The 17018-nt window shown below is 74.1% G+C and carries 14 protein-coding genes and 2 pseudogenes; 13 read left to right on the top strand and 3 right to left on the bottom strand.

What is annotated here, in order from left to right; translation table 11 throughout:
* Nucleotides 1–16 precede the first annotated feature (16 nt).
* The 5 genes from NOCA_RS21635 to groL all read left to right on the top strand — a co-directional run bounded on the left by NOCA_RS21635 (nt 17) and on the right by groL (nt 5494).
* Nucleotides 17–298, top strand: a complete 282-nt coding sequence (locus tag NOCA_RS21635) for a MoaD/ThiS family protein (RefSeq protein ID WP_011757413.1) — start codon at nt 17–19, stop codon at nt 296–298.
* A 72-nt stretch (nt 299–370) separates the two neighbouring features.
* On the top strand, nt 371–1267 hold the full coding sequence (locus tag NOCA_RS21630) for an SGNH/GDSL hydrolase family protein (protein WP_011757412.1): 897 nt from the start codon (nt 371–373) through the stop codon (nt 1265–1267).
* A 252-nt stretch (nt 1268–1519) separates the two neighbouring features.
* Entirely contained in the window at nt 1520–2539 is a 1020-nt protein-coding gene (locus tag NOCA_RS21625) for a LacI family DNA-binding transcriptional regulator (protein WP_011757411.1), read from the top strand.
* Between the two features lie 78 nt (nt 2540–2617).
* On the top strand, nt 2618–3490 hold the full coding sequence (locus NOCA_RS21620) for an ATP-grasp domain-containing protein (RefSeq protein ID WP_011757410.1): 873 nt from the start codon (nt 2618–2620) through the stop codon (nt 3488–3490).
* 378 nt (nt 3491–3868) lie between these two features.
* Complete coding sequence (groL, locus tag NOCA_RS21615; protein WP_011757409.1) at nt 3869–5494, top strand: chaperonin GroEL; 1626 nt, start codon at nt 3869–3871, stop codon at nt 5492–5494.
* Between the two features lie 251 nt (nt 5495–5745).
* Here the strand turns inward: groL and NOCA_RS21610 are convergent, their stop codons facing one another.
* On the bottom strand, nt 5746–6420 hold the full coding sequence (locus NOCA_RS21610) for a helix-turn-helix transcriptional regulator (protein ID WP_238383384.1): 675 nt from the start codon (nt 6418–6420) through the stop codon (nt 5746–5748).
* A 114-nt stretch (nt 6421–6534) separates the two neighbouring features.
* Between NOCA_RS21610 and NOCA_RS28570 the strand changes: the two are divergent.
* Both NOCA_RS28570 and NOCA_RS28565 read left to right on the top strand, forming a co-directional pair.
* Nucleotides 6535–6945 (top strand): annotated as a pseudogene (locus tag NOCA_RS28570) (hemerythrin domain-containing protein); the annotation flags it as partial.
* Nucleotides 6946–7045: 100 nt separating this feature from the next.
* Nucleotides 7046–7374: pseudogene (locus NOCA_RS28565) on the top strand (DUF2249 domain-containing protein).
* 66 nt (nt 7375–7440) lie between these two features.
* Here the strand turns inward: NOCA_RS28565 and NOCA_RS21600 are convergent.
* Nucleotides 7441–8568 carry a tellurite resistance/C4-dicarboxylate transporter family protein gene (locus NOCA_RS21600; RefSeq protein WP_238383383.1) on the bottom strand — a complete coding sequence of 376 codons (1128 nt, stop codon included), beginning with the start codon at nt 8566–8568 and terminating at the stop codon, nt 7441–7443.
* A gap of 54 nt (nt 8569–8622) precedes the next feature.
* Between NOCA_RS21600 and NOCA_RS21595 the strand changes: the two genes are divergently transcribed.
* From NOCA_RS21595 to NOCA_RS21570, 6 genes are all read left to right on the top strand, one after another.
* Nucleotides 8623–9147, top strand: coding sequence for an RNA polymerase sigma factor (locus tag NOCA_RS21595; protein WP_011757405.1), 525 nt, complete (start codon nt 8623–8625; stop codon nt 9145–9147).
* Nucleotides 9144–9764 (top strand): hypothetical protein, encoded by a 621-nt coding sequence (locus tag NOCA_RS21590; protein ID WP_011757404.1) that lies wholly within the window; start codon nt 9144–9146, stop codon nt 9762–9764. Before NOCA_RS21595 ends, NOCA_RS21590 begins: the two co-directional genes overlap by 4 nt.
* 43 nt (nt 9765–9807) lie before the next feature.
* On the top strand, nt 9808–10365 hold the full coding sequence (locus NOCA_RS21585; RefSeq protein ID WP_011757403.1) for a nucleotidyltransferase family protein: 558 nt from the start codon (nt 9808–9810) through the stop codon (nt 10363–10365).
* Between the two features lie 48 nt (nt 10366–10413).
* Nucleotides 10414–11298, top strand: a complete 885-nt coding sequence (locus tag NOCA_RS21580; protein WP_011757402.1) for an AAA family ATPase — start codon at nt 10414–10416, stop codon at nt 11296–11298.
* A gap of 199 nt (nt 11299–11497) precedes the next feature.
* On the top strand, nt 11498–12610 hold the full coding sequence (locus NOCA_RS21575; protein ID WP_011757401.1) for a vWA domain-containing protein: 1113 nt from the start codon (nt 11498–11500) through the stop codon (nt 12608–12610).
* Nucleotides 12603–13799 carry an XdhC family protein gene (locus tag NOCA_RS21570; protein WP_011757400.1) on the top strand — a complete coding sequence of 399 codons (1197 nt, stop codon included), beginning with the start codon at nt 12603–12605 and terminating at the stop codon, nt 13797–13799. The genes NOCA_RS21575 and NOCA_RS21570 overlap by 8 nt, the downstream gene beginning before the upstream one ends.
* On the opposite strand, the gene NOCA_RS21565 is transcribed toward NOCA_RS21570, so the two are convergent.
* Complete coding sequence (locus NOCA_RS21565; protein ID WP_041546795.1) at nt 13785–16931, bottom strand: PKD domain-containing protein; 3147 nt, start codon at nt 16929–16931, stop codon at nt 13785–13787. The two genes, NOCA_RS21570 and NOCA_RS21565, sit on opposite strands and share 15 nt — an antisense overlap.
* Nucleotides 16932–17018: the final 87 nt, after the last annotated feature.

Below are 17018 nucleotides of genomic sequence, written 5' to 3'. Positions count from 1 at the left end.
ACCCGAGGAGCTGACCATGAGCGTCTCCGTCCGGATCCCCACGATCCTGCGCACCTACACCGGCGGCGAGTCCGAGGTGAGCGCCTCCGGCGCCACGCTGGCCGAGGTCCTCGACGACCTCGACGGCAGCTACGGCGGGATCAAGGCCCGGATCCTCGACGACGCCGGCGAGCTGCGCCGCTTCGTCAACGTCTACGTCGGCAACGACGACGTGCGGTTCCTCGACAACCTGGCGACGCCCACGCCCGACGGCGCCCAGATCTCGGTCATCCCGGCCGTCGCCGGCGGTTGCTGCTGAGGCTGCCCGCTCGTCATGCGTGCGGGCGGCCCGCGACACGTCGCGTTCACCCGGGCATGATTGAACGGACCGGTGACCCGTGCCCGGACCCGTCTCGCCGCGCTGACCGCCGCCACCCTGGCGGGGACGGTGGCGGGGGCGGCTCTGGCCGGCAGGGGGCTGCTGCACCGCCAGGCGGCCGCCGCGCGCCGGGTGATCGGCAAGCCGCTCGGCGAGACCGCCGTCGACGCCGACCGGGTCTGGAGGAAGAAGTACGGCGCGCCGCTGGACCTGCTGCTCCTCGGTGACTCGATCGCGGCCGGGCTCGGCGCCGAGCGGCCCAAGGAGACCCTCGGCGGCCGGCTGGCCCGGGCGCTCGCGCGGGAGACCGGTCGCGCCGTGCGGCTGCGGACCGCCGCCCGGGTCGGCTCGGAGTCCTCGACGCTCGCCGCCCAGCTGGCCGGTCTGCCGCCGACCTACCGCCCCGACGTCGCGGTGATCGTCGTCGGCGGCAACGACGTCACCCACCGGGTCCCGGTCGCCGAGTCGGTCAAGCACCTCGAGGAGGCGGTCCACGGCCTGCGCGACCTCGGGGCGGGCGTGGTGGTCGGCACCTGCCCGGACCTCGGCGCGCTGCGGCCGGTGCCACAGCCGCTGCGCGCGCTCGGCTCGCGCGCGTCGCGCCAGCTGGCCCTGGCCCAGGAGGCGGTCGCGGTGGCAGCCGGCGCCCACGCCGTCTCGCTGGCCCGCGTGGTCGGGCCGTTCTTCATCACCAACCCCGACGAGATGTTCAGCCTGGACCGGTTCCACCCCAGCGCGCTCGGCTACAAGCGCACCGCGAAGGCGATGCTGCCCTCGATCCTCGCCGCGCTCGGGCTGCGCGAGGAGGTGCCCTTCGGCCACCGCCGGCCGCGGGGAGGGCGGGGTGCGGACGCGGCGACCGCGGCGCCGGCGCTCCGCACCCTTGACACCGACCCGGGTGGCGGATGACAGTAGCGGTGGGAACGCTCCCAATCCACCGGTTCCGGACCTGGGGTGGACCAGCAGCTGTGGCCGAGCCCGGGCGGACGGGGAGCGCCCGCGGCCGACGGCGGTCGGTCGGCGACCCGCCGAGCGGCGGGTCCGGGAAGACCTCGACGTCCCGGACCCGCCGCTCGCTCCGCGCCGGTGCGCCGCCCGTGCCGCACCGTGCCGCGCCGCGATGTCCGCGGCCGCCCGCCCGCGCGACGGCATACTGACGCCATGGCCCGCCGCCCCCGCACCCGCCCCACCCTGGAGGAGGTCGCCGCGCTCGCGGGCGTCGGCCGCGGCACCGCCTCGCGCGTGATCAACGGTGGGGCGAAGGTCTCCGACCGCGCGCGCCAGGCGGTCGAGGACGCGATCGCCGAGCTCGGCTACGTGCCGAACGCCGCCGCCCGCGCCCTGGTCACCCGGCGCACCGACGCGGTCGCGCTGGTCATCGCCGAGTCCGAGGAGCGGGTGTTCGGCGAACCGTTCTTCGCAGGGATCGTGCGCGGCATCGGGGCGGCGCTCGCGACTGCCGATCGCCAGCTCGTGCTGATCCTGGCCGATGCCCGCCGCCGCGGCGGCCTCGAGCACTACCTCACCCGCCAGCACGTCGACGGGGTGCTGCTGCTCTCGCTGCACGGCGACGACACGCTGCCCGACCGGATCCGCGGCCACGGGCTGCCGGTGGTCGTGGGTGGCCGCCCGCGGCCCGACGTCGCGACCGGCTTCGTCGACGTCGACAACGTGCAGGGCGCCGGCCTCGCCGTGGCCCACCTCGTCGACCGCGGCCGCACCCGGATCGCCACGATCGCCGGCCCGGCGGACATGGTCGCCGGCAGCTCCCGCTTCGAGGGGTACGTCGCCGGCCTCACCGCCGCCGACCGGCCCATCGACGAGCGACTGGTGGCGCGCGGCGACTTCAGCCAGGAGAGCGGCACCCGCGCGATGCGGGCGCTCCTGGACCGGGAGCCGGGCGTGGACGGCGTCTTCTGCGCCAACGACCTGATGGCGGTCGGCGCGCTCCAGGCCCTGCGCGAGCACGGCCGCCGGGTCCCCGAGGACGTCTCCGTCGTGGGCTTCGAGGACGCTCCGATCGCCCGGGCGACGGTGCCCCCGCTGACGACCGTGCACCAGTCACCCGGGGCGATGGGGGGCGAGATGGTCGCGCTCCTGCTGGAGACGATGGCCGGCACCGACCCCGCGCCGCCCGGCCGGATGCTGCCCACCCGCCTGGTCGTGCGCCAGAGCAGCTGAACCGGAGCAGCGGGGCAGCCGGCCCAACCGGTCTGAACCCGCTCCGCGCCCGGGCTCCGGTTGTCCTAATCTTCCCCCGTGGACCAGCAGCCGACGAAACCGCTCGTGCTCCTGGTGACCTGCGCCGAGTGGCCCGACGGCGAGCCCGGGCACGGCGCCCTCGACGTCGCGCTCGAGGCCCAGGGCCTCACCGCCCGGTGGGTGCAGTGGGACGACCTCAGCGTCGACTGGGGCGCGGCCGACGTGGTCGCGGTGCGCTCCACGTGGGACTACGACCGCCGGCTCGGCGAGTTCCTCGGCTGGGCGTCCGGGGTCGGCCCGGCGCTGCTGAACGGCGTGGACGTGTTCCGGTGGAACACCGACAAGCGCTACCTGGTCCACCTCCAGTCGACCGGCCTGCCGGTGGTGCCCACGGTTGCCGCGGACACGGTGTTCGACGTGCGTGCCGCCGCCGACCGGTACGGCGTCGCGGTGGTCAAGCCGCGGGTGGGCGCCGGCGGCCGCGGCCTCGAGGTGGTCTCCGACGGACGCGTGTGGCTGCCCAGCCCGGACGGGCACCCCGGCCCGTGGATCGTCCAGCCCCTGGTCGAGTCGATCCACCACGACGGCGAGACCTCGGTGTTCATGATCGCCGGGCACCCGGTCAGCCAGGTGCAGAAGCTGCCCAGCACCACCGACATCCGGGTGCACGAGCAGTTCGGGGGCACGATGCGCTCGGTCGAGCTCACCAAGGAGGCGGCGCTGCTGGCGGCCCAGGCGGTCGCCGCCGTCGTGGACCTGCTCGGCGACGAGGTCGTCTACGCCCGGGTCGACATGATGCGCCACGAGGGCCGGCTGGTGGTCAGCGAGGTCGAGCTGACCGAGCCCGGGCTCTACCTCGACGTGCTCCCGCTCAACGCGCTGCCGTTCGCCGAGACGGTCGCCGCCCGGGCGCTGCCGCGCACCTGGTGACCCGGCGCCGGTCCCGGCGTACGCGCTCCGGACCCGCCCGCCCGATCCCCGCCCGCTCGTGCCTCGCGCGGGAGATCCTGGTGTCTCGACCCGCGATCACGCCCTCGCGGGCTCGGGCGTGCGCTCGCTCGACCCGCCCGGCCGATCCCGCACGCTCGTGCCTCGCGCGCGGGAGCCGGGCGCCTTGCACTCTCAGGGGTCGAGTGCTAAACATGGGGCTGGCACTCTCCCCCGGAGAGTGACAACACCGGATCGGCGACGTTGAGGTCCTCCTGACCGGCGAGAAAGGGTTCGCCGGAGCCAGGGTGGCCGTCCGTCGCGGGCAACCCGTCGACCCGGATCCATGAACTCTCTTCATTGCGAAGGATCGCAGGAGTTATGCCGAAGCTGATTGCTTTCAACGAGGAGGCCCGGCGCGGTCTCGAGCGTGGCATGAACACGCTCGCGGACGCTGTCAAGGTCACGCTCGGGCCCAAGGGTCGCAACGTCGTCCTCGAGAAGAAGTGGGGCGCCCCCACGATCACCAACGATGGTGTGTCCATCGCCAAGGAGATCGAGCTCGAGGACCCCTACGAGAAGATCGGTGCCGAGCTCGTCAAGGAGGTCGCCAAGAAGACCGACGACGTCGCCGGCGACGGCACCACCACCGCCACCGTCCTCGCCCAGGCGATGGTCCGCGAGGGCCTGCGCAACGTGGCCGCCGGTGCGAACCCGATGGGCCTCAAGCGCGGCATCGAGGCGGCCGTCGAGGCCGTGTCCGGCCAGCTGCTGAGCATGGCCAAGGACGTCGAGACCAAGGAGCAGATCGCGTCCACCGCGAGCATCTCCGCGGCCGACACGACCGTCGGCGAGATCATCGCCGAGGCGATGGACAAGGTCGGCAAGGAAGGCGTCATCACCGTCGAGGAGTCGAACACCTTCGGGCTCGACCTCGAACTCACCGAGGGCATGCGCTTCGACAAGGGCTACATCTCGGCGTACTTCGTCACCGACCCCGAGCGGATGGAGACGGTCCTCGAGGACCCCTACGTCCTGATCGCGAACCAGAAGATCTCCTCGGTCAAGGACCTGCTGCCGCTGCTCGAGAAGGTCATGCAGTCCGGCAAGCCGCTGCTGATCCTGGCCGAGGACGTCGACGGCGAGGCCCTGTCCACGCTGGTCGTCAACAAGATCCGCGGCACCTTCAAGTCCGTCGCCGTCAAGGCCCCGGGCTTCGGTGACCGCCGCAAGGCCATGCTGCAGGACATCGCGATCCTCACCGGCGGCCAGGTCATCTCCGAGGAGGTCGGCCTCAAGCTCGAGTCGACCGGCATCGAGCTGCTCGGCCAGGCCCGCAAGGTCGTCATCACCAAGGACGAGACCACGATCGTCGAGGGTGCCGGCGACGCCGACCAGATCGCCGGCCGGGTCAACCAGATCCGCGCCGAGATCGAGAAGTCGGACTCCGACTACGACCGCGAGAAGCTCCAGGAGCGCCTCGCCAAGCTGGCCGGCGGCGTGGCCGTCATCAAGGTCGGCGCGGCCACCGAGGTCGAGCTCAAGGAGCGCAAGCACCGCATCGAGGACGCCGTTCGCAACGCGAAGGCGGCCGTCGAGGAGGGCATCGTCGCCGGTGGTGGCGTGGCGCTCGTCCAGGCTGCCAACGCCGCGTTCGACAAGCTCGACCTCACCGGTGACGAGGCCGTGGGTGCGCAGATCGTGCGCTTCGCGACCGATGCCCCGCTCAAGCAGATCGCGATCAACGCCGGCCTCGAGGGCGGCGTCGTGGCGGAGAAGGTGCGCGGCCTCACGGCCGGTCACGGCCTCAATGCGGCCACCGGCGAGTACGTCGACATGATCGCCTCGGGCATCATCGACCCCGCCAAGGTGACCCGCAGCGCGCTGCAGAACGCCGCCTCCATCGCGGCGCTCTTCCTCACCACCGAGGCCGTCGTGGCCGACAAGCCGGAGAAGGCCGCCCCGATGGGCGACCCGTCCGGCGGCATGGGCGGCATGGACTTCTGAGCACCCCTTGGTCGGCCTGGCTCCGAGCCAGGCCGATCAAAGCCAGGTGCCGGGTCGAGGAGCGTCGACCGGACCGAGCGAAGCGAGGAACGGCGACGCGTCTCGAGACCCGGTCGCTCAGTGGAGCAGCAGCACAGCAGCAGAACGTCGACCCGCCGGAGGATCACCTCCGGCGGGTCGACGTCATTTCGGGAGGTGCCGGGTCGTGTGCCTGAGCACGCGCCATGGCGCGTGCTCAGGCACACGACCCATCAGTCGGCGCGCGGGGGCACCATCAGCAGGCAGGCGCCGGGCTCGGCGAACGGGATCAGGTCGGTGCCCTCCGGGTCCGCGCCGTACGTCGCGAGCGCGCCGCTGACCAGGCCGCGGTGGACCTCGCACACGACGCCGGGGTAGCGGTGGGCGGCCTCGAGCAGGGGGCACCTGGTCAGCCGCACCACGTCGTCGCGCTCGGCGTCCGCCTCGGGTTCGAACCCGAGCTCGTCGAGCATCGTGACGACCTCGTCGCGGGCGTCCTCCGGGGTCTCCGGCCGGCGGTCGCGCTCGGCGGCCAGGTCGCGGCCCCAGTGCTCGCCGGCGAACCGTGCGGTCTCGGTCGGCGCCGGGCTGGTGCTGGCGATCGAGGCGGCCAGTGCGGTGGCGAGACCGGCGTACTCGTCGCGGCCCCGCTCCTCGACGGACTGGTAGCGCCACGCGGGCCGGCCACGACCCTGCGGCTCGCTGCGGACCCGGCGCACCCACCCATCGGCCACCAGGGCCTCGAGGTGCTCGCGCACCGTGTTGGGGTGCAGGCCGCTGGCCTGGGCCAGCGCCGCCAGCCGGGGCGCCTCCGGCTGGTCGAGGAGCAGCTGGAGCACCGCGGCGCGGCCCGGGGTCAGCGGCCGCGGCCGTCGACCGGGGAGGGGGCCCAGCTGATTATTTTTCACGGGCCATACTGTAGTAAACATGGCTCGTACGGTCACCTCCCGGGCCGGCGCCGACGCGGCCGGCCCAGGCGCGACCGCACCCGAGACCCACCCACACCCTGAGGAGCACATCGAATGAACGACCTGTTGGTCGCCTCTTCCGAGGCGGACGCGCGCGCAGCCGAGGCGATGGTCGCCCACCACGCGGCGATGGCGGGGACGCTGACCACCCACGTGACGCAGCTCGCCTCGGCCGCCCGGTCGGGCAACGCGGCCGACGCCGAGCGGGTCCGGGGCGAGCTGCTCGCCTGGTGCCGCACCGACCTGGTGCCGCACGCCCTCGCCGAGGAGGCCGCGCTCTACCCGGCCGCCGGCAACCAGCCCACCGCGTCGCTCCTCGTCACCGCGATGCTCGCCGAGCACCAGCTCCTCCTCGGCCTCGTCGACCAGCTCGGCAAGGCGCAGGACGTCGTCTCCGCCGCCATCACCGCCGGCTCGCTGCGCACCGTCTTCGAGACCCACCTGGCCAAGGAGAACGAGCTGATCGTCCCGCTGCTCGCCACCTCCAGGACCGTCTCCCTCGCGGCTCTTCTCGACGGCATGCACGAGGAGCTCGAGCACCACGATCACGACCACGGGCACGGGCATGACCACGGGCACGACCACGGGCACGGGCACGACCACGCGGCACCCGCCGGTCACGGCCACGGACACGGCGGCTGCACCTGCGGCGAGACCGACCCGGCCGGCTTCCCCGAGCTCGACGTGCGCAGCATCCCGCACGCGATCCGGCACGCCACCGTCTTCGGGGCCGTCGACGGGGTGCGCCCCGGGAGCGGCCTGGTGCTGATCGCGCCGCACGACCCGCTGCCGCTGCTGGCCCAGCTCGAGCAGCGCGACCCGGGCGTGCTCACCGTCGAGTACCTCGAGCGCGGCCCCGAGGCGTGGCGGCTGCAGATCCTCCGCGCGGGCTGACCCCTCGTCCCACGGCGTCGACCCGTCCGGGCCTCCCGGGCGGGTCGACGGCTCGTCGACGCCGGGTCAGGGGCGGGCGGTGGGCCGACGCCGCACGGTCCGGTCGAGATGCACCAGCATCGCGATGAAGACCGTCAGCGCGGCGGCGAACGCGACCCACAGCTCGATGCTCGCGATCCGGTGCACGAGCGGCAGGTTGTCGGCCCGGCCGAGGTAGATCCCGGCGGCGGCGTACATGCCGAGCGGGAAGATCATGCTCCACAGGGTGGGGTCGTAGCGCAGCGGGATCTTCCGGATCATGTGCCGCCACACGCCGGCGGCGACCAGCGGCGGGATCAGCCAGGTGGCGAAGGCCCAGAAGACCACCGCCAGGCCGGCGATCAGGTCGCGGGTCGCGTCGACCATGGGGGCGTCGGCCATCTCCACGATCCGGGCCCCGGCCAGGACCGTGATGGCCAGCGCCCCCATGGACACCCAGTACGGCGGGTTGAGGTCCTCGGGCCCGAACTCGTAGAGCATCAGCCGCAGCGTCACGATCACGCCGGTCGCGGCGTACAGGAAGACCCCGACCGACCAGGCCACCACCGCGAGCAGGGCCAGCGCGATCCGGCCGGTGTCCGCCCGCGGCTCGAGGGTGGCCGCCGCGGTCGCGACCGACTGGGTCGCCACCGTCCAGATGAACCAGGTGCCGTTGGCCGCGCCGACCACCGGTCGCGGCTGCGGACCGAGCACCGCCGTCCACGGCACGACGTACCCCAGCACCAGCCAGGCGGTGCCGGACAGCGCGAACAGCACCGCGGTGGCGGCGTAGTGGCCGTCCAGGCCGAGGCGCACCCCGAGCACGTTGGTGCCCGCGACGAAGGTGAAGAAGCCGAAGCCGCGGCGCGGGTCCATGAAGTCGTCGGACGTGGCCTCGCGGTAGGCGACGAACCGCCAGGCCGTCAGCGACAGCAGCAGCACGAAGGCGCCCGCGCAGACCGCCAGCAGCACGTCGGACAGCACCCGGTAGCCCTGGAGCTCCATGCCGACCGAGAGGATCCCGCTGGCCATGACCAGCGCGAAGTAGCCCGGCGCGAGTCCCTCGACCCCGACCCGGATGCGCTCGCCCAGGGTCGCGCCCGGCAACGGCCCCCGCCCGGCGGTCGGCGCGGGGGTGGGAACGCGTCTGGGTGCGGGGCTGGGCGTGGCAGGCACCCGGGCAGGGTACGGCGTCCGCGGCCGATCGCGCAGGTGTGTGAGGGTGGAGACGTGGAGAGTCGACGGGATCGCTTCGAGGAGGTCGCGCCCGGGCTGATCGAGCCGCTGCGGCGGTTCCTGGCCCGCCGCACCGATCCGGCCACCGCCGAGGACGTGCTCGCCGAGACGCTGCTGGTGTGCTGGCGCCGCGCCGAGGAGCTACCGGCGGACCCGCTGCCCTGGGCGTACGCCGTGGCCCGCAACTGCCTGCGCAACGCCGAGCGCGCCGTGCGCCGCCAGCAGCGGGTGGCGGCCCGGATCGCCACGGTGGACCCGCCCGCGGAGGCCACCTCGGCGATCGAGCCCGACCAGGACGTGCGCGACGCGCTGCTGCGGATGCGCGCCGACGACGCCGAGCTGCTCCGGCTGTGGGCCTGGGAGCAGCTCGAGCCTGCCGAGATCGCGGTGGTGCTCGGGATCACCGCCAACGCCGCGAGCGTCCGGCTGCACCGCGCCCGCACGAAGCTGGCCGACCAGCTCGGTAAGACCGGCGCGGGTGCCGGACATGAGGAGTCGAGAGAGGGGAGAAGGTCATGAGCGACGAGCTGCGCGACCGGCTGCGGGCGGCCGACCCGGCCTCCTCCCTGCCGCCGGCCGACCCCGACGGGACGGCCCGACTCCTGGAGGACGTCATGAGCACCGAGCTCACCAGCGAGAACCGGGAGACCGGCACCCGCGACCGCGGCCCGCTCACCTGGCTGGTGGCCGCCGCGGCGGTGCTGATCATCGCGGGCATCGGCCTGTTCGGGGTGCTCAACCACGACGACGACCCGATGGCCCCGCCGACCGCGGTCGACGACCAGACGGTCACCGAGCTGACCGCGCCGAGCGGGGCGGCGTACGCCGCGAAGTGCATGGTGCCCAGCGCCGACCTCATCGGCCAGCAGACCGTGGCCTTCGCGGGCACGGTCACGGCGATCGCCGACGGCATGGTCACGCTCGCCGTCGGCCACTGGTACACCGGCGACCCGACCGACCTGGTGCGGGTGCAGGCGCCGCCCGCCGACCTGCAGCAGCTGATTGGCGCGGTGAGCTTCGAGTCCGGCGGGCGGTACCTCGTCTCCGCGACTGACGGCCGGGTGACCGTGTGCGGCATGAGTGCCCCCTGGTCCGCGGACCTCGCGGCGCGGTACGACGAGGCGTTCGGCAGCTGACCGGGTCGGCCCCGGAGGGCCGCCGGCCTGCCATCCTGGGCACGTGCACGGACTGCTGCTCGCCGCCGGCGCGGGCACCCGGATGGGTCGGCCCAAGGCGCTGGTCCGCGGCGCGGACGGCGAGCCCTGGCTGGTCCGCGGGGTGCGGGCGCTCGCGGAGGGTGGCTGCACCCAGGTGACCGTCGTGCTCGGCGCCGCCGCCGAGGACGCGCTGCCGCTGCTCGAGGGCACCGGCGCGACCGCGGTGGTCGCCGCGGACTGGGCGGACGGGATGTCCGCGTCGCTGCACGCCGGCCTCGCGGCCGCGCTCGCCACCGACGCCGACGCCGTGGTCGTGACGCTCGTCGACCTGCCCGACGTCGGGGCCGAGGTGGTCCGGCGGCTGCTCGAGCCGCGGCCGGGGCCCGGCACGCTGCGGCGGGCGTCGTACGACGGCATCGTCGGCCACCCGGTCGTCCTCGGCCGGGACCACTGGGCCGGCATCGACGACACCGCCCGCGGCGACCGGGGCGCGCGCGACTACCTCGCCCGCCACGTCGTCGCGGCCGTCGAGTGCGGCGACCTGGCCACCGGCGTCGACCTGGACCGGCCGCCGGGCTGAGGCGACCGCCAACCGGGGACCAACACCCCGCACCGTAACCTTGCTCACATGGAGCCCTCGTCCCCCGCCGACGTCGCCGCGCGCCTGGGCGCGACGGGCTACCTGAGCGACGACGCGCTGGCGACGGTGACCTACCTGGCGCTGCGCATGCAGCGCCCGCTCCTGCTCGAGGGCGAGCCGGGAACCGGCAAGACCGCGCTGGCCGAGGCGATCGCAGAGAGCCTGGAGCTTCCGTTGGTGCGGCTGCAGTGCTACGAGGGCATCGACGCGACCCAGGCGCTCTACGACTGGGACTTCCCGCGCCAGATCCTGCACCTGCGCGCGCTCGAGGCGGCCGGCGGTGGCCGGGACGGGCAGGGCGTCGAGGAGGCCGAGAAGAGCCTGTACGACGCGCGCTTCCTGCTGGCGCGCCCCGTCCTGCGGGCGCTCCAGGAGAGCCCGGCGGTGCTGCTGGTCGACGAGGTCGACCGCGCCGACGACGAGTTCGAGGCGTTCCTGCTCGAGGTGCTCTCGACCTACCAGGTCTCGATCCCCGAGCTCGGCACCGTCCGGGCGTCGACGCCCCCGATCGTGGTGCTCACCTCCAACCGCACCCGCGAGCTGCACGACGCGCTGAAGCGGCGTTGCCTCTACCACTGGATCGACCACCCCGGGCTCGAGCGGGAGGTGGAGATCCTGCGCTCGCGGGCGCCCGAGGTCTCCGAGACGCTGCGCCGCCAGGTCGTCGAGCTGGTCCAGCAGCTGCGCGGCCGCGACGACCTCCAGAAGCCGCCCGGGGTCGCCGAGACCCTCGACTGGGCGCGCGCCCTGCACCACCTCGGCACCGCCGACATCGACCTGGCCACCGCCTCGGCGACCCTCGGCGCCCTGGTGAAGTACCGCGAGGACGCCGACCGGGTCCGGCACGCACTCGACCAGGTGCTGCGGGCATGAGCGGACGGTGGCCTCCCGGGCGGGGTGGGTCGCGGGCGGGTGGGTCGCGGGTGGGCGGTGTGCAGGCAACCGTTCCGGTGGGGGATTCGGTTGCCGGCTCACCGCCGGCCGGGCGGCGGGCGGGCGAGCGGTGCGCAGGCAACCGTTGCGGCACGCGACTCGGTGGCTGGCTCTCCGCCGGCCGGGTGGTGGGGGGCCGATGACCGACCGGCTGCCGGACGAGATCCTCCTCGCCTTCGCCCGGGCGCTGCGGGCCGCAGGCGTCCCCGTGACCCACGACCGCGCCCAGGGGTTCCTGGCGGCGGCCGCCGAGCTCGGCGTGGCCGACCAGCGCGCGACCTACCTCGCCGGCCGCGCGACGCTGTGCGCCGGGCCGGACGACCTCGAGCGCTACGACCAGGTCTTCCACGCGTTCTTCAACGCCCGCGACGGGCTGCCCCGGTCGCGTCCGGCCCACCCCGGGGCACCGTTCGCCGGGCTGCCGCTGGAGGAGTCCACCGGCACCGGCGAGGGCCAGGACGAGGAGGTGCTGCGGGCCCTGGCCAGCGAGACCGAGGTGCTGCGCCAGCGCGACGTCGCCTCGCTCAGCGCGGCTGAGAAGCACCGGCTCGCGGGCATGTTCGCGACCCTGCGGCCGCGACCACCGACGCGGCGTACCGCCCGCCACCAGGCGTGGCACCGCGGCGAGGTCGACGCCTCGCGCACGCTGCGGGCCTCGCTGCGCCGGATGGGCGAGCCGGCCGACATCGCCTGGCGGCGCCGCCGCCGGCGGCCGCGACGGGTGGTGCTGCTCGTGGACGTGTCCGGCTCGATGAGCGGGTACGCCGACGCGCTGCTGCGCCTGGCGCACCGGTTCACCCAGGTGGGGCGCGAGAGCGGCGGCGTGGTCGAGACGTTCACCGTCGGGACCCGGCTGACCCACCTGACGCGCGCGATGCGGGTCCGCGACCCCGAGCGGGCGCTGGTCGCGGCCGGTGAGACCGTGCCCGACTGGTCGGGCGGCACCCGCCTGGGCGAGACGTTGCGGATCTTCCTGGACCGGTGGGGCCAGCGCGGCCTGGCGCGCGGCGCGGTCGTCGTCGTGTTCAGCGACGGCTGGGAGCGCGGCGACCCGACGCTGCTCGGCGAGCAGATGGCGCGGCTGCAGCGGGTCGCGCACCGGGTGGTGTGGGTCAACCCGCACCGCGGCAAGGACGGCTACGAGCCCGTGCAGCAGGGCGTGGTCGCCGCGCTGCCGCACTGCGACGACTTCGTCGCCGGGCACTCCCTGGCGACCTTCGCGGAGCTGGTGGAGGTGGTGTCCCGTGCGTGACGTGCTGCCCGAGCTGCTGCAGTGGTGGCGGTCCGGTGAGACGGTCGGTGTCGGCACGGTCGTGGCGACGTTCCGGTCCGCGCCGCGCCCGCCCGGCGCCTCGATGCTGGTCGGCCCCGACGGCACCGCGGTCGGGTCGGTGTCCGGGGGTTGCGTCGAGGGCGCGGTCTACGACCTGGCCGAGTCGGTCGTGGAGTCCGGCGTGCCCGTCCTGCAGCGGTACGGCGTCTCCGACGACGACGCGTTCGCCGTCGGCCTGACCTGCGGCGGGATCCTGGACGTCTGGGTCGAGCAGGTCGACCAGCAGCGGTTCCCCGAGCTGGGCGAGATCGCCGACGACATCGAGGCCGGCCGCCCGGTCGCCCTCGCCACCGTGATCGAGCACCCCGACCCGGCCTGGCTGGGCCGCCGCCTGGTGGTCCGCCCGCCGACGGTAGTCCCTGACGGTTCCGCGGCCGACACGCCGGAGGGGACCGCGCAAACGTCAGGGACTACCGCGACGTTGGGGTCGGAGCGGGCCGACGCCGCGGTGCACGACGACGCCCTGGGGCTGCTCGCGGCGGGGCACAACGCGACGCTGACCTACGGTCCGGACGGCGAGCGCCGCGGCGAAGGCATGCGGGTGTTCGTGTGGGCGTTCGCCCCGAAGCCGCGGATGCTGGTGTTCGGGGCCATCGACTTCGCCGCTGCGGTGGCCCGGGTCGGCAGCTTCCTCGGCTACCACGTGACGGTGTGCGACGCCCGCCCCGTGTTCGCGACCCACAGCCGCTTCCCCGAGGCCGACGAGGTGATCGTCGACTGGCCGCACCGCTACCTGGCCGCGGAGGCCGAGGCCGGCCGGATCGACACCCGCACGGTCGTCACGGTGCTGACCCACGACCCGAAGTTCGACGTACCCCTCCTCGAGGTCGCGCTGCGGCTGCCCGAGGTCGCGTACGTCGGGGCGATGGGCTCGCGCCGCACCCACGACGACCGGCTCGCCCGACTGCGCGAGGCGGGCCTGACCGACGCCGAGATCGCCCGGCTGTCGAGCCCGATCGGCCTCGACCTGGGCGCCCGGACGCCGGAGGAGACCGCGATCAGCATCGCCGCCGAGATCATCGCCGGCCGCTGGGGCGGCTCCGGCGAGCCGCTCGCCGCCACCGAGGGCCGGATCCACCGGGAGCCGCTGCCCTCACCGACCGCGTGAGACCTGTCGCTTCGCCGGCCCGGCGACCTGGTCCGCGCTGACCCCGCGCACCGTCACGGTCACGGTCCTGCCGCGGAACACGCTGGGCAGGACCAGCGTGCGGCGGTCCAGCCGCACCGACCACCGGCGCCCGTCGTCGGCGGTGGCGACCACCCGCCAGCTCGCCGCGCGCCGCGCGTCCGCCCAGGTGACGACGGCCCGCGTCGCGGTCCGCTTGACGGCGATCCGACGCGTCGCGGCCGGGCGCAGCGGCCCGGGAGCCCGGTAGCTGGCCACGGTGACCTGCTCGCGCGGTGCGCCGTCGTGCTGGACCACCGCGATGATCGACCGCTCGCCCGCCGGCCCCGGCGCCGGGCTGAACCGGATCCGGCCCTGCGCGTCGGAGACGGTGCCCAGCCGCTGGGTGGTGCGCCCGGCGCGCTCGAAGAACTGCACGGTCTGCCCCTCGACCGCGTTCAGCCGGTAGTCCAGGGTCCGGGCGTGCCCACGACCGCCGACGCTCGCCCGCACCCGCGGCTTCGGCAGCGCCGAGGCCTGCCCGACCGCCACCAGGTCGGGCGTCCCGTCCGCGGTGCGCACCTGCCAGCGTCCGGGCGCGGGGTCGCGGACGATCACGTACGTCGCGTGCTCGGGCGGCACCTGCAGGACGATGTGGTCGTCGGTCGCCTCGAAGTTCTCGGTGCCGGCGGGCACCGCGATCTCGGTGCCGTCGGGTCCGGTCACGGTGACCTGCGGCGGGTCGTCGACGGAGGCGAACCGGAAGTAGACGGCCCGCTCGCCGCGGGCGACGACCATGTCCTCGGAGCTGACCGCGGCGGTCCTGGCGTACGACGCCAGCCGGTTGCGGGCGCCGCCGTCCCACGCGGACGCCCAGTGGTTGATGTCGCAGCCGGTCAGGTAGTACTTGAACTCCCCGTCCCACCGGTACCCGAGGCCGAAGTCCGCGAAGAACGTGTAGACGCAGCCGCCGACGCCGGTGCTGGACACCACCAGCGCGCCGCCCCCACAGCCCTTCCAGACGCAGACGTCGCCGCGGGCCTGGGCGTTGAACTTCATCGTGGGCGCGTAGAGCCACATGTCGATGTTGGCCTTGGCGCTGACGATGTCGTAGAGCCGGGCGTCGATCCGCCCGCCGAGCCGGATCATGCCGTTCGACTGGTACTGCAGGTAGGCGCTGGCCACGCCGAAGCCCGCGATCGACGCGTTGCCGTCGGCGCGCAGCAGCCACGGGTCGGACGCCACGAACTTCAAGGTCCCCTCGATGGCGGCGGCCGCGGTGCCGTTGATCGGCGGTCCGGCGGTGAGCTTCACGCCGCCGTTGAGGGTCAGCGGCGGGCCGGCGTCGTACCCGAAGTCGATGTGCTGGAGGAACACCCCCGACCCGAGCGCCAGCGGGGGCACGGGCGTGAAGTTCGCGGCGAACATGGTGACGGTCCTGCCGACGACCTGGATGCTCACCTGCAGGTTGCCGACGGACGTCAGGGAGAGGTCCGCGAAGCCGTCGAACTGGTAGGCCGCCGCGTTGTAGAGCAGGTCGAGGTCGTTGACCGTGAACGCCCCGAAGGTCGCGTTCTTGACGCGCAGGTGCACCTCCTCGAGGCGCAGCCCCTTGAGGTTGTCGGTCTTGAGGGTGACGGTCGCCGACACGTCCAGCGGTGCGGGCAGGTGGATCGTCACGGGCACCTCGGCGCCGCGGTAGACGAGGTCGAGGCGGGCGTCGCCCTCGACCGAGAGCCCGAACAGCTCGGCGCCCTTGGTGATCGACAGGCTGCCGAGGTTGAAGCGCGACGCCTTGCCGCTGGGCAGGTCCCAGCTGATGCTGCCGTAGTAGAACGTCAGCTTGCCCAGCGTGCTGCCGGCGTCGACCGAGGCCTTCGCTTTGCCGCCGATCGTCTTGACCTCCGCGGTCCAGGTGTCGATCTCGATGGCCACGCCGGAGCTGGGCCGGACGTCGATGCCGTTGAGCCGGACGGTCCTGGTGCTGGCGTAGAGCTCCTTCACGAGCAGCCGGTCACCGACGGGGGCCGTACGCCGGCGGAAGCAGGTCGACATCGCCTCGGCGATGCCGGCGCGGACCGTCGTGTAGCAGGTGAGGTCGTCGGCGGGGTACCCCTCGGGCACCACCCCGTCCTTGGCCGGTCCCGCGCAGCCGCCCGCGGTGACGGCGAGCGCGCCGGGGGCGTACTCCTGGTCGAGCCGCGAGGTGGCGAGCGAGAGGACCGTCGTGACCGGCGTCGACGTCCCGCCGCTGTCGTCGGTCACCAGCACCGAGACCGGGTGGTCGCCCGCCGCGGCGCTGATCACGCCGACGACCGGTCCGGCGCAGGTGGTCTCGAAGGTGCCGTTGCCGTTGAGGTCCCAGTGGTAGGAGACGATCGAGCCCGACGGCGACGCCGGGACCGAGCCGGACGCGTCGAGGACGGTCACCTTGCGGGTCTTCGGCGACGGCGTGCGTACGGCGATCGCCGCCTCCGGCGCCGTGCCCACCACGTTCACCTGGATCGACGCCTCGCTCGAGGCCCCCGACAGATCGGTCGCGACGACCCGGACGCCGTGCGTGCCGGTCGCCGCGAACGAACGGGTCAACGTGAGCCCGTTCTCGGCGGCCCGGTCGCCGTCGACGTACCAGGCGAGCGCGACGGAGTCACCGGGGTCGGGGTCGGCGAAGCTCGCGGTGAACGTGACCGGCTCGCCGGGGGCGGCCTGCTGGTGGTCGGCGTCGAGGGTCACCGACGGCGGGTGGTTGGGCTGGGGCGTGCGGACCTCGATCGACGTCGACGCGGTGCCGGAGTCGAACCCGTCGTCGACGGTCACCGTGACCGTGTGCTGACCCTCGCCCTGGAACGCCCACTGGAGCGACGAGCTGTCGGACTGGACGTCGAGCCCGTCGACGTTCCACACGAACGTCGGGTTCCCGCTCGCGTCGCTGGAGACCGTGAACGTGACCGTCTCACCGGGCGCGGCCACCTGCCGGTCCGGGGAGAGGCTGACGGCCAGCTGGGCGGAGGCGGGTCCCGGCACGAGCAGCGAGCCGAGGACCAGGACGGTGACGGTGACGAGCCGCACGGCCCGACGCCGGCGCGCCGAGGAGCGCGCGGGAGCGGGGGCGGTGGAACCGACAGCCGTGCCCACGAGAACCGCCCTCCCAACCGGGATCGATCTCTGGACAGTAGGTCCGGACCCCCAGGACGTCGATAGCCCGAACGTGTCGGGTCGGCT

Origin of the sequence: Nocardioides sp. JS614, from assembly GCF_000015265.1 — a bacterium.
Classification (GTDB): domain Bacteria; phylum Actinomycetota; class Actinomycetes; order Propionibacteriales; family Nocardioidaceae; genus Nocardioides.
Note: the sequence above shows the minus strand (reverse complement) of the source record. Positions and strands in the feature narration are given on the sequence as shown.

Bases quoted from the DNA above. Each gene is read 5' to 3' on its own strand.
- NOCA_RS21635 (WP_011757413.1), top strand. From the start codon at position 17: ATGAGCGTCTCCGTCCGGATCCCCACGATCCTGCGCACCTACACCGGC.
- NOCA_RS21625 (WP_011757411.1), top strand. From the start codon at position 1,520: ATGGCCCGCCGCCCCCGCACCCGCCCCACCCTGGAGGAGGTCGCCGCG.
- groL (WP_011757409.1), top strand. From the start codon at position 3,869: ATGCCGAAGCTGATTGCTTTCAACGAGGAGGCCCGGCGCGGTCTCGAG.
- NOCA_RS21590 (WP_011757404.1), top strand. From the start codon at position 9,144: ATGAGCGACGAGCTGCGCGACCGGCTGCGGGCGGCCGACCCGGCCTCC.
- NOCA_RS21580 (WP_011757402.1), top strand. From the start codon at position 10,414: ATGGAGCCCTCGTCCCCCGCCGACGTCGCCGCGCGCCTGGGCGCGACG.
- NOCA_RS21575 (WP_011757401.1), top strand. From the start codon at position 11,498: ATGACCGACCGGCTGCCGGACGAGATCCTCCTCGCCTTCGCCCGGGCG.